Below are 13,312 nucleotides of genomic sequence, written 5' to 3' on the forward strand. Positions count from 1 at the left end.
AGAGTAAGTCATCGCCAGCTCATTATTCAAACACCCCTGTCCAATAGGCCAGGGGTGTTTTTTTATGACTAAAGTAAATGACGAAAATAAAAAATCAATGCAATAAAAAAGAATCCTATGAGAGAGCTGTGCTATAAATAATAAGAAAATTATCTATTTAAGCATAAATAATAAGAGAGAAGTACATATGAAAATCTATGGTGATGTGGGTTCGGGTAATTGCTATAAAATCAAACTCTTACTTTCCTTGTTAAATATTAATCATAGATGGATTCATATTGATATTTTAAAAAAAGATACACAAACCCAAGAGTTTTTATCCCTAAACCCTAATGGAAAAATACCTGTATTAGTTCTGGAAGATGGTCGTGTTTTAAGTGAATCGAATGCTATTTTAGGTTACTTAGCTGAGGGAACAAAATTTATTCCTATAGATCTTTTTATTAAAGCAAAAATGTACCAATGGATGTTCTTTGAACAATATAGCCATGAACCTTTTATTGCAGTTGCACGTTTTATTAATAAATATTTAGGTTTACCAGAAGATAGAAAAACCGAATATTATAATTTACAGCCAAAAGGGCATAAAGCATTATCTATTATGGATAAAGTATTAGCAGAACACGACTATCTTACAGGACCACAACTCACTATTGCTGATATTGCGTTATATGCTTATACACATGTGGCTGATGAAGGTGGCTTCGATTTAAAGTTATACCCAAATATTCAAGCATGGTGTCAAAGAATTCAAGAATATCCCAGATATATGAGTATGATTGAATAAAAAAGAACTCTTAATAGAGTTCTTTTTAAGTATGAGAGAAATTTCTAGCTTGTTCCGGTTTAGAAATGTGCTTCTAAGCCTACATAGGGACCTTTAAACTCAAATTTAAGGTCATTATTATCGTAGTCATCTAAATCAATATTGAGTATGCGATAGCCTGCTGTTAAACCAAGATCAATGAGTAAGTTATCTGCAAATTTATATTTTACTTCTGCTAATGCATCTGTAATTCGTGCATCATCAAAGTTTGTATACGTTGCTTCACCTTTAGCACTTAAACCTGTAAATGGAAGTTTTACTTCACCTGATAAATAAGCAATAGGATATGTTTTATCAATATCCACCCGCTTACCTGTATACGCAGTGATATCACCATTTAGTACAGTTGCACCAAGTCCGGCATCTACACTCACAATATTATCGAGTAATTCGTAATAGAGTATAAAATCGCTATGATCTAAATCAACTTTATAGTTAGCTTGACCTAAAGTTTCTGATTTAGTTTGAGTATCTAAATTTACATAACGAATTTTTGCATTTGGAATAAATGGGATTGGGTGTTCTACTGACAATGAGAGTTGAGCACTGCCTTTTTGATCTAGATCCTGATCATCAGGGAATTGAGAAGACATATTAGCTTTACCGTCATAAAACCAGTAGCCTACTTCTCCTTTGACTCCAACAAAGTCTGCTTGAGCAAAGCCACTTAAGCCCATCCCGAGCGCTAATAAAGACATTTTTAATATTTTCATTTTAACATCCGAATAAAAGAAATCTTCGAGCGCATGATATAGACATCTTGCTACAGATGCATTGATAAAAAATAAGCCTATCGAGTATATATCTATAAGATTTTTTGAGACTGAATAAAAATCCATGTATTTCAAATAACTAATATTTATTTATTAGTTTTGATGACAATAAACCTATAAAAATTTTAGTATAAATTTTGTCATCTAACAGTAATGTGACATTTAAATCTTAATTGAAAACTGAAGAGTTAAGAAAAAATTACTGGATAAGTCGAGTAATTGAAGAGCTCTTTCAATGAATTGGAATAAAATATCATTGAACAATAATGCCTGCCCCTAAGCTTTAGGGCGTAAAGATGAGCTGAAAAATAACCAATTGTGAAAAAAACTTGGAAAATTCGTAAAATTTCTGATGGAAATTACAGTAAAAAGAAATAAAAACAGGTATTGTTCAGCTACATAGGGGCAAAAAATGGACAAAAATCTTTAAGGAAGAATTTTCTATTTTTGCTTGTTTGAAATGAAATAAAAATACTCAGAAGGTGCTTTTTATTCTCAATCAAACACAAAAGTATTCTTTGGTTCTTTTTTTGCATGCGGAATAACAATCAACAATAGCAGTAAAAATAAGTAATCTTTTAACATTAGGTGTTTTATGGCAGATTCTCGTGAAAACTGGACGTCACGATCTGGTTTTATTATTGCAGCCGTTGGTTCGGCTGTAGGCTTAGGTAATATTTGGCGCTTTCCATACGTTGCTTATGAAAATGGTGGTGGTGCGTTTCTTATTCCCTATCTATTGGCACTCATTACTGCTGGTTTACCGTTACTATTTTTAGATTATGCGGTAGGGCATCGTAGTACTGGTTCGCCTCCAAAAGCATATCGTGCTTTATTTAAAGGCGGAGAAACTTTAGGGTGGTGGCAGGTTTGTGTCTGCATCATCATCGGTTTGTATTATGCAAGCGTTCTGACGTGGGCAGGTAGTTACGTTTACTTCTCTATTGGTCAAATGTGGGGAAGTGATCCAGAAGGTTTCTTCTTTAATACTTACCTACAAACCTCAAAAGCGACTGGTTTTGATCTACAGTTTGTAAGTCATTTATTCTGGCCGATTGTTGGAATTTGGGCACTTACTTTAATCATTCTTTATGGTGGCGTGAAAAAGGGTGTGGAATTATCTAATAAGATTTTCATGCCATTATTATTCGTTCTATTCACTATTTTGGTGATTCAGTCATTGCGTTTGCCGGGTGCAGTTCAAGGTTTGAATGCATTCTTCACGCCAAACTGGTCAGCAATGATGGATTATAAAGTTTGGTTAGCAGCTTATGGCCATACTTTCTTCTCTCTCTCTGTTGGTTTCGGGATCATGGTGACGTATGCATCATATTTGAAACCAAAAACGAATTTAACTGGTTCTGGCTTAATCGTTGGTTTTGCAAATGCATCAACAGAGATTTTAGCGGGTATTGGTATTTTTGCAGCGCTAGGTTTTATGGCACATGCTGCTGGTACTGAAGTTAAAGATGTGGTGAGTGGCGGGATTGGATTGGCATTTATTGCATTCCCTAAAATTATTTCAAGTTTAGGTACAGGTGCCGATTTATTTGGTCTCTTATTCTTCTCTTCACTTTTCGTCGCAGGTATTTCTTCGATGGTCAGTATTTTGGAAGTGCCTATTGCTGCAATGCAAGATAAGTTGAAATGGGGCCGTAAAAAAGCTGTAACGATTATTGGTGGTGGTAGTGCGCTCGTATCAATTATTCTATTCTCAAGTGTAAATGCAATTAAACTGGTTGATATTGTCGATCACTTTATTAATAACATCGGGATTATTGGTGGCGCATTAATATCAATTATTAGCGTAGCTTGGTTTAAACGTTCAGCGCTTAAAGAACTTAGTGACCATATAAATCGTATCTCAACCATCCAAGTTGGTAAGGGATGGGATTTCACTTTAACGGTTATTACATCTTTAATCTTGTTAACTACACTCTGTATGACTGTTTTTAATTTGATCAAAAATGGCTATGATACTTATAGTATGAGCTTACAAGGTGTATTCGGCTGGGGCAGTGTGATTTTCTGTGCGGTCGTTGCAATCGTGTTAAGCAAAATGAAAGATCGCTAGGAGGATAAAATAATGAATACTTCGGCAATCGTGATGATGGTGATTTCGATGGTGTTTTTATGGGGTGGATTGATTTTATCCATTCTACATTTGTCGAAACATCCTGAAGAGTTAGATGATGTTTTAGAAGATGTAAAAGATCAACATACGCTTTGATGCTGATCTAGTAAAAAGCAGGCTTTAAGCCTGCTTTTTTTATGCAATTTTTTGAATTTTACAATAATAAAATCCATCACCAGACTGCGCTTGCGGCAGTAATTGGCGACCATGGGTTTGCTCAATTCCCCAATCAGCTTCAATTTTGATTTCTTTCGCATCAGTATGTTCTGCGAAGAAATCTATCATTTGCTGTTCATTCTCAGCTTTTAAAACTGAACATGTGATGTAGAGCAGTGTGCCTCCAACGTTGAGTTGTTGCCACATATGTTCCAGAATCTGCTTTTGCAGCTCAATCGTTTGGCCTATATCGCTAGATTGGCGTAAAAGGCGTATGTCAGGATGACGTCGAATGACCCCTGTTGCAGAGCAAGGCGCATCTAGCACAATACAATCTACAGGCTGCGCTGGAACCCATTGGGTTGCATCAGCTGCCAAAATTTCAGTATGAGTTTGATCGAGTGCTAAACGGTTTAAATTTTCAGTCACACGGACTAAACGATTAGAATCTTGGTCAATAGCAATGAGCTGAGCTGGTTTAAACTTTTCGAGTAAATGAGCCGTTTTTCCACCGGGTGCTGCACAGGCATCAATCACTGTTTTATTATTTAAATCTGGCAATAATGTTGCACATAGCTGAGCATGCTCATCTTGTACAGAAAACCATCCCTCTTCAAAACCGGGTAGTTGGGTAATTTGAACAGATTGCTCAAGGACGATGCCTGCTTCAGATAAAATACATGCACGTGCTTGAATTTCTGAACTTTGTAATTTTGCTAAATAAGCGTCTCGACCAATGTGGCGTTGATTAACCCTTAAGGTTAAAGGTGCGACTTGCTTTAATGATTGGCATAGAGATTCGGTTTGTTCACCCCAATCTTTTTTCACACGCTTATAAAGCCAACTTGGTAAGCCATGCGCCTGTTGTAAACCTTGTTGAAATTCATCAGTTTCACGCGTCGCTCGGCGCAAAATAGCATTCACAATGCCACTGAGTGCTGGGAACCCAAGTTGTTTAGTGGCGTCTACTGTTTCAGATATGGCAGCATGTGCGGCAATACGTGTGCATAAAACTTGATAAAGGCCGACGTAAAGACAGGTTTCAACAGTTTCATTGTTTAACGGTTTGCTTAGCAAAGGTAAGCTAATTGATTTAAGCGCAAACCATTGACGCAATGTACCCAAAACCAACTCGTGAAACAAAGCACGGTCACGTTCTGCAACTTGATTCAACTGTGTATTTAAAATACTAGCGAGTGATTGGCCTTGCTGAACTTTTAATAACGTCTGGACGACTTGAGCACGTAAGTTAAATCGTGACGAATTTGATGAAACCTGACTCATGGCAGAATTTGTCCTACATGAAGTTTTTGAGTTTGAGCAATTTGTTGGGCATTCATTGCTTTGCCGCCCGGCCATTGCACACTGGTCAGACAAATAAAGGAATCTTTCCCACAAGCAATATGTACGCCTTGCTTATCAATCGCGATAATTTCACCAGCTTGGACATTCGCTTTGTTTTGACTAGAAATTGTTGAGCTCCAAACACGCAGAGCATTATTTTCATCTAACTGAACGAAAGCAACAGGCCAAGGGTTGAAGGCACGAATATTTCGATCAAGTTGAATAGCATCAGTTGACCAGTCAATACGAGCTTCTGATTTCACGAGCTTGTGTGCATAGACAGTTAGGCTTTCATCTTGAACTTCACGTTCTGCCAAATATTTTTGTAATGTTGCTTCTGACTCGAGTACTGCACAAATCGCTTCTGCACCTTGAACAGCTAATTTGTCATGCAAGCTGGCAGAGGTCTCTTCGGTGGTGATTGGGCAGTAGGTTTTATACATCATATCGCCTGTATCTAAACCGGCAGCCATCTGCATAATGGTAATTCCTGTTTCATCATCACCTGTTGCGATTGCGCGCTGAATTGGTGCTGCACCGCGCCATCGTGGTAATAATGAGCCATGAATATTTAAACACCCATATTTAGGTGTATCGAGTACAGCTTGTGGAAGAATCAAACCATAGGCAGCAACCACCATCACATCAGCACCTAAAGCAGCGAGTTCTTGTTGCGCTGCCAAGCCTTCTTCTGTTGAAGCTTTAAAGTGAAGCGGTTGATAAACAGGAATATTATGTTCAAGGGCAAGCTGTTTTACAGGAGATGGCGTTAATTTTTGTCCGCGACCAGCTTTACGGTCTGGTTGAGTATAAACCGCGATAATTTCATGGGAAGTTTTTAATAAAGCCGCCAATGCTGTTGCAGCAAATTCGGGGGTGCCAGCAAAAATAATTTTCACAAATGCAATCCAAAAAGAGTTTGTGGGTAGTATACGTGAAAAACGTTTGAAGCCCTAAACTCATGGCTATTGAGAGATTTGGTTTTTAAATAGTGAACAAAAAATTATTGAAAAACTTTTATTGATAAAAAAAGGTTATGAAAAAATAAAAAATTATTCATGTAAGTTTTGCTAAATATTGACTGACTATTACTGTTCTTGGCTTTCCGAATATTATTTGCTTCTATAGAATGGAGAATGATCAAATTATGATGATGAGTCAATATTCCGACTGATCTAACGCTATATCAGTATCATTCAGCCAGAGTGGGAGAAATTTCGCTCAAGCACAACTTGTTGGAAACACTAATGCCTGACTATCGTTCAAAAACATCGACACACGGAAGAAATATGGCTGGCGCACGTGGCTTATGGCGTGCAACAGGAATGAAAGATGAGGATTTCGGCAAACCGATTATTGCGGTGGTCAATTCATTTACTCAATTTGTTCCGGGCCATGTACATCTTAAAGATCTAGGGCAGCTTGTTGCAGCAGAAATTCAGGCATCAGGTGGTGTTGCTAAAGAGTTCAATACGATTGCAGTAGACGACGGGATCGCAATGGGGCATGACGGCATGCTTTATTCTTTACCATCACGTGATTTGATTGCTGACTCAGTAGAGTACATGGTGAATGCGCATTGTGCTGATGCTATGGTCTGTATTTCTAACTGTGACAAGATTACTCCGGGAATGCTCATGGCTGCGATGCGCTTGAATATTCCTGTGGTTTTTGTGTCTGGTGGACCAATGGAAGCAGGTAAGGTCAAATTCCGCGGTAATGAAAAAGCGATTGATCTTGTTGATGCAATGGTTGTTGCAGCTGATGAAAGTTATACAGACGAAGAAGTTGAAGAATTTGAACGTTCAGCATGTCCAACCTGTGGTTCATGTTCAGGTATGTTCACTGCAAACTCAATGAACTGTTTAACCGAAGCGTTAGGTTTATCTTTACCGGGTAATGGTTCGATTGTTGCGACACATGCTAATCGTAAAAAATTATTCTTAAAAGCAGGTCAGCTTATTGTTGAATTGGCTAAGCGCTATTACGAACAAGAAGATGCAAGCATTTTACCTCGTTCAATTGCAACAAAGGCTGCATTTAAAAATGCCATGACGCTTGATATTGCAATGGGTGGTTCAACCAATACCGTTCTACACTTATTGGCTGCGGCAAGTGAAGCGGAAGTTGACTTTACCATGGACGATATTGACGAACTATCACGTCGAGTGCCTGTATTATCTAAAGTAGCGCCTGCAAAACAAGATGTTCATATGGAAGATGTACACCGTGCAGGCGGCATCATGGCCATTTTAGGTGAACTTGATCGTGCGAATTTACTTGATGTATCACTAGCAACCGTACATGAGAAAACATTAAAAGATGCCTTAGATAAGTGGGATATTATTCGTACTGAAGATGCAGAGGTATATGAGTTCTATCGCTCATCTCCGGGTGGCGTACCAACGCAAGTTGCTTTCTCTCAAAATCGTTACTATGCAACTTTAGATGGCGATCGTGAAAAAGGCGTTATCCGCAATGCAGAACATGCATTCTCTAAAGATGGTGGTTTAGCTGTGCTATACGGCAACATCGCTCTTGATGGTTGTATTGTGAAAACTGCGGGTGTAGATGAATCTATCCTAAAATTTACTGGTACAGCGCGCGTGTTTGAGAGCCAAGATGCTGCTGTAGATGCAATCTTGGGTCATGATATTAAAGCTGGTGATGTCGTTGTTATTCGTTACGAAGGTCCACGTGGTGGTCCGGGTATGCAAGAAATGCTTTACCCAACCAGCTATCTTAAATCGAAAGGTTTAGGAAAAGACTGTGCATTAGTTACAGATGGTCGTTTCTCTGGTGGTTCATCAGGTCTTTCGATTGGACATGTTTCGCCAGAAGCTGCTGAAGGCGGTGCCATTGGTTTGGTTGAAGATGGCGATACCATTGAAATTGATATTCCAAACCGTACCATTCACTTGAACGTTGATGATGCGACTATGGCGCACCGTCGTACAGTTCAAGAAGCGAAAGGCTGGCATCCGAAAGAAGAACGTAAACGTAAGGTATCAAAAGCATTAAAAGTTTATGCAATGCATACAACAAGTGCAGCGAAAGGAGCTGTACGCGTTCTATAAAATATTCAATTTTAATAATTGAGTAGAAATTATGCACTCTTCAACACGATGAATTATTATCTGTTGAGGGTGCATTTTTTTCGCCTGATGAAAAAAATAGGCTTGTAGATTAGGGTGTTGCAAGTCATTCTATGGGTTTGTCATAAAATGATGATAAAATCTTCACCGATGCAGGAACACGTGCAATAACATGATATTTGTTCTGCGTAAGCAGAGCCCATCAGTATTTTGTATATTAAGCTTCTGCTGCACTTTGTACTGCGATCAAAGCAGTTTTTTGGTCTAGCTTAGGATTTTATTTTTTAGAGGCACTATTCATGTCACTGCTACGCCGTTGGTTTGACCCTATCCGATCGAGTTGGTTTTACCAAAAACCATCTCGTCAAGCGGTGTTACCCACGGAAAATGGTTTAAGTATTTATTTACGACTTGATGATGTGTATAGCTATTTGGCTGTTCAACAATTGTCTCAGCTCGATGAGATTTTAAGTGATGAACTTAAGCCTTTAAAAATTATTATTTCCCATACGGCTTCTGAACCTCCAAATGGCATGTCACATGAAGAGTGGCAAAATTATTGTCTGAATGATGCAAAAATTTTAGCCAAGCAACACCGTTTTGCTTTTGATGAATTTCCAGAAATCCCAAGCCAAGAATCTTTAAAACAAGCCGCTGTCATATTAAAAAGAACTCCATTACAAGGTCAGAATTTCTTACATTTACTAGAAGATATTTTTCACATGCTTTGGCAGCAGCAATATGGAAAGCTGCGCACTTTACATGCCATGGCAGTTAAACATCAGCTTCCTCAACATTTTTCCGAACGTATTTTTACGAATGAACCTGTACCGGCGGCATACTTTGAATTTGGTGGGCGTAAGTATCATGCAGTAGATGATTTATTACGTTTAACCCGTCGTCTAAAACAGCAAAAGTTACTTACTGGTAATCCGATCTTTTTAATTAATCATATCGAATGGCGTGAACATTTGATTAATGATGCTGAGGCACTTACTGAAATTCAGACACTTCGTCCTGAACTCGATATATATATTGCCTTAGAAGATCCAATGAGTTGGCTGTTACTTGCTTATATTAAGGAAGAGCTGGCCGATTATTATGACATTCAATTAAAAGTTTACCCCTTAAGCTATCAAGGCCGAGATTGGTTTGACTGGAGTTTGGCAACCCGTGTTTCTAAACGAACAGATGTAGCTTTTACCCCTTTTTGCCGACCAACAGAAGAAAGTACGCTTGAAATGGCAAAGCTTTTCTATAGTGTGCAGGAAAATCAGCAAATCGATACGGTTTTTACGATCTTGCAGGCTGTTTGGACAAAAGGCAAAGATTTATCTTTCAAAAAGCATTTCCAAGAATTACAGCAGCAATTGGGAATTGAGCAGTTAACCGAACAGGATGTGCCAGCTATTTTGGCGCAAAATGACGCATTTTGCAGAGATAAGCATCAGCCTGATTTACCAGTTTTAGAGTTGCGTATTGATGGGCAAAGCTATGTCTTTAATAGTTTGTATCGTGTTTGGATGATTGAAAGTATTTTTAGCAATGTATTAGAAGAAAAATATAAAACGGCCTCAACTTCTAATTGAGGCCTTCTCCCAAAAACAAGAATAGGGCAAAGCCTGTTTTTTCCGTAGCATAGCCTTGTAGGGAATCGGAGATAAACAGTGACATTTCTAGCAATTATTATGGTGGTGTTTGCCTTTGCTGGCATGATTAAAGGCATGATCGGCTTAGGGTTGCCCGCGGTATCGATGGGCCTACTCACCATCGCAATGAGTCCTTTTCAAGCAGCATCTCTTCTGATTGTTCCTTCAATGGTCACTAATGTCTGGCAGCTTTTCGCTGAGGGGCATGTCTGGTCTTTTATTCGCCGTTTCTGGACTTTGCTTGTAGGCATTGTACTAGGGTCAATATGGAGCTTTCTGCCCACCTTGAGCCAAAGTCATGGGCATAGTAGTGAAATTTTATTAGGCTGTATGTTGGCCTTATATGGGCTCTACGGTCTATGCGTGAAAAAGCTTCCACACTTAGGCAAGCATGAACGTTGGTTATCGCCCATCATTGGTTATATTGGTGGGGCAGTGACGGTAGCAACAGGTGTGATTATTATTCCAGTAGTGCCTTACTTGCAGTCGTTGCATTTAAAACGTGATGAGTTGGTACAGGCTTTGGGGCTGACTTTTACTGTCTCTACCATTTGTCTTGCAGTCTTTTTACACCACAACCCTATGTCAGGAATAACGCTAGACTATCGTTTATCTTTTGCGGCTTTATTCGCTGCATTAGTTGGAATGTGGTTAGGTAAAAAAATCCGTTATCGATTGAATGAGCAGAAATTTCGCCGTATTTTTTTCATTGGTTTAGTGTCATTAGGGATTTATATGGTTTTGCACTAAGCCAAGTATTTAAGGGCGATGTTGCAGTAAAAAATCTGCAAATTGCTGATAATTGTTAGGAAGCTGACTGAAATCTTGTGTAGCTAAAAGCAATTTACGGTTTGCCCACGCACCGAGTAATTGAATCGAATGGAAATCATAGTCTGATTGCAAACGCTGTGCAGCACGGGCGGGCATAATTGCAATTCCAACACCTTTCGCCACAACCTCAGCAATTGCGCCAAAGCTAGGTAAACGTAAACGGTACTGTATGTTAAAGCCTAGCAATTTAGCTTGAGTTTCGATGGACTGCTGCAAAGAGTGATGGGATTTAAGGCCAATAAAGCCATAGCTTAAAGCATCGACCAAATTCAGCTCTTGGTATTGAGCTAAATTGTGGGTAGTAGGGCAAATCAGAACTAAAGGATCACTCGCAAATTCCTTAGTTTGCAAATGCCTTGTATCAAAGAAACTTGAAACGAGACCGAGACTTGCAACCCCTTGTGTTAATGCATCTACAATTTCTGAGCTTTCGGCTTCATGTAAATCGATATTCATTTCGGGATGCAGTACTAGATATTGCGGTAAGAGAGGCGGTAGATATTCACTTTGAGCAGAAGAGTTACACCAAAGGATCAATGATTCTGTGGTCTTTTGCCTAAAACGCTGCATTTCTTGTTCGAGTTGATCTTTTTGTGCCAAAAGCTGACGAGCATGCTCAGTAAAAGCATGTCCTGCGGTCGTGAGTTCGACTCCTGTTGTCTGGCGAATAAATAAAGGAGTTTCAAAATATTGTTCGAGTTTTTTTATACGTTCGCTGGCAGCCTGAAGTGAAATCGCGGAACGATCTGCACCTTTAGTTAAGCTACCTGTAGAGACAATATGGAGAACCAGTTGTAAATCAAAAAAATCAAAACGCATGACAGGGAACGTATTGAAGGGTAAGTGATCATCATACTAAAAAGTAATCAGGAAGGGTGATGAAAAATAATAATAAAAAAGGCAGCTGATGCTGCCTTTGGGAACTTACGTTTTATCTTTTAAACTAAATAACCAGTTCAAAATAATGGCTGCAAACGTTGCTGTACCAATGCCGCCTAAATTGAAGTTACCAAACATCAATTCAAAGTTTCCGGCACCTAAAATAATCGTTACAGAAGCAACAATCAGGTTTTTATTGTTAGAAAAATCGACTTTATTTTCAATCCAGATTTTTGCACCCGCAATGGTAATTAAACCAAATACGACAATAGATGCACCTGTTAAAACAGCATTTGGGATAGTACTAATCACTGCACCAAATTTTGGAGATAAACCCAAGAAAATTGCGAAGACACCAGCAATAACAAAAACAATAGTTGAATAGACACGAGTTACCGCCATGACCCCAATGTTTTCACCATAAGTGGTCATACCCGGTGCACCTACGCTACCAGACAGCGTTGTTGCCAGACCATCTGCGACAAACGCTTTGCCTAATTGTGGAGTTAGGTTTTCGCCAGTCATTGCACCAACAGCTTTAATATGCCCTAGGTTTTCGGCTACTAAAATAAGCGCAACCGGAGCAATAATGAGCATAGCTCTGGTGTCAAAAGTAGGATGTGAAAAGCTTGGGATACCGAACCATGCAGCTTGAGAGATCTGGCTAAAATCGATTGGTTTACCTAAACCTAGACCATTGGTGGTGATGGCATAAATTACATAGGCCAAGATTAAACCAACCAATAGAAGTAGACGTTGCAATAAGCCGCGAGTAAAGACCGCAATACTTCCCATACAAAGTACGGTAATTAAGGCCATCCACATTTCAAATGGTTGGCCTGCAACACCTTTAATCGTAACAGGTGCAAGGTTTAGACCAATAATCATCACAATCGCGCCAGTAACGACAGGCGGCATGAGTTTTTCAATCCAGCGTGTGCCAGTAAGCATCACAATAAAACCGATGAGGGCATAAAACACACCGCACGCAACGATTCCACCTAAAGCCATAGAGAGGTTGGGATTTGCACCTGAACCTGTAATATGCCCAGTCGCTGCTGCAACCACACCAATAAAGGCAAAACTTGATCCTAAGTAACTTGGAACGCGACCACCTGTAATTAAGAAGAACAGGATGGTACAGATGCCAGACATTAAAATGGCAAGATTTGGATTAAAACCCATGAGTAATGGTGCTAAAACAGTTGCTCCAAACATGGCAAACGCATGTTGGATACCTAAAATAGCACTTTGAACTGGAGGGAGATATTCATTGGTAGAGACTGGCCGATGGTCAATATCACCTTGGTAAGGCTGCCATTTTGGAAACCAATTGGACATAAAATAAACTCGTTATTCTTTAATTGGTGCAATGATACTCTTTCTTGAGAATGCATTTAATCTCTAGAGAGAAGTATGTCAGTGGAAATTAATTATTTTTTAACGATTGGTATAATTTTTTAAATTCTAAATGTACGTATTTAGTTATTTTTTTCTTATAAAAATTAATTTTTTGATTTTTAAAAAATATTTAAAAAAATAGAAAATCGGGGAAAATTTAAGAAAACTGGGGAACTTTGTAAGTAAAAAGCAGCGCATCGGTAATGCACTGCTTTGTTAAACAA

At 38.9% G+C, this 13,312-nt stretch carries 11 protein-coding genes; 6 read left to right on the plus strand and 5 right to left on the minus strand.

Features of this window, described 5'->3' with window-relative positions; genetic code table 11:
- The first annotated feature begins 187 nt into the window (after positions 1–187).
- On the plus strand, positions 188–787 hold the full coding sequence (locus AC07M3_RS06680; RefSeq protein WP_494567118.1) for a glutathione S-transferase family protein: 600 nt from the start codon (positions 188–190) through the stop codon (positions 785–787).
- 59 nt (positions 788–846) lie between these two features.
- On the opposite strand, the gene AC07M3_RS06685 is transcribed toward AC07M3_RS06680, so the two are convergent.
- Positions 847–1,539: a TIGR04219 family outer membrane beta-barrel protein gene (locus AC07M3_RS06685; RefSeq protein ID WP_270903195.1), complete on the minus strand. Its 693-nt coding sequence runs from the start codon at positions 1,537–1,539 to the stop codon at positions 847–849.
- Positions 1,540–2,194: 655 nt separating this feature from the next.
- Here AC07M3_RS06685 and AC07M3_RS06690 point away from each other — a divergent pair.
- The gene (locus AC07M3_RS06690) at positions 2,195–3,673 is read left to right on the plus strand and encodes a sodium-dependent transporter (protein WP_309951183.1); all 1,479 of its coding nucleotides are present in this window, start codon (positions 2,195–2,197) and stop codon (positions 3,671–3,673) included.
- A 12-nt stretch (positions 3,674–3,685) separates the two neighbouring features.
- The gene (locus AC07M3_RS06695; protein ID WP_004640212.1) at positions 3,686–3,829 is read left to right on the plus strand and encodes a methionine/alanine import family NSS transporter small subunit; all 144 of its coding nucleotides are present in this window, start codon (positions 3,686–3,688) and stop codon (positions 3,827–3,829) included.
- Between the two features lie 39 nt (positions 3,830–3,868).
- Here AC07M3_RS06695 and rsmB read toward each other — a convergent pair whose 3' ends face one another.
- A complete protein-coding gene (rsmB, locus tag AC07M3_RS06700) occupies positions 3,869–5,173 on the minus strand; it encodes a 16S rRNA (cytosine(967)-C(5))-methyltransferase RsmB (RefSeq protein ID WP_494567117.1) in 1,305 nt (434 codons plus the stop codon).
- Entirely contained in the window at positions 5,170–6,132 is a 963-nt protein-coding gene (fmt, locus tag AC07M3_RS06705) for a methionyl-tRNA formyltransferase (RefSeq protein ID WP_307013434.1), read from the minus strand. The genes rsmB and fmt overlap by 4 nt, the downstream gene beginning before the upstream one ends.
- Before the next feature lie 348 nt (positions 6,133–6,480).
- On the opposite strand from fmt, the gene ilvD reads away from it, so the two are divergent.
- The 3 genes from ilvD to AC07M3_RS06720 all read left to right on the plus strand — a co-directional run bounded on the left by ilvD (position 6,481) and on the right by AC07M3_RS06720 (position 10,727).
- Complete coding sequence (gene ilvD, locus AC07M3_RS06710) at positions 6,481–8,310, plus strand: dihydroxy-acid dehydratase (RefSeq protein ID WP_494567116.1); 1,830 nt, start codon at positions 6,481–6,483, stop codon at positions 8,308–8,310.
- A gap of 317 nt (positions 8,311–8,627) precedes the next feature.
- Positions 8,628–9,917, plus strand: a complete 1,290-nt coding sequence (locus tag AC07M3_RS06715; RefSeq protein ID WP_494567115.1) for a hypothetical protein — start codon at positions 8,628–8,630, stop codon at positions 9,915–9,917.
- A 78-nt stretch (positions 9,918–9,995) separates the two neighbouring features.
- Positions 9,996–10,727 (plus strand): sulfite exporter TauE/SafE family protein, encoded by a 732-nt coding sequence (locus tag AC07M3_RS06720; RefSeq protein WP_199989157.1) that lies wholly within the window; start codon positions 9,996–9,998, stop codon positions 10,725–10,727.
- 9 nt (positions 10,728–10,736) lie between these two features.
- On the opposite strand, the gene AC07M3_RS06725 is transcribed toward AC07M3_RS06720, so the two are convergent.
- Positions 10,737–11,627, minus strand: coding sequence for a LysR family transcriptional regulator (locus tag AC07M3_RS06725; protein ID WP_494567114.1), 891 nt, complete (start codon positions 11,625–11,627; stop codon positions 10,737–10,739).
- A 105-nt stretch (positions 11,628–11,732) separates the two neighbouring features.
- Positions 11,733–13,028 carry a solute carrier family 23 protein gene (locus AC07M3_RS06730; RefSeq protein WP_005037795.1) on the minus strand — a complete coding sequence of 432 codons (1,296 nt, stop codon included), beginning with the start codon at positions 13,026–13,028 and terminating at the stop codon, positions 11,733–11,735.
- Between the last annotated feature and the right edge of the window lie 284 nt (positions 13,029–13,312).

Source organism: Acinetobacter sp. GW821-FHT09D10, from assembly GCF_059416285.1.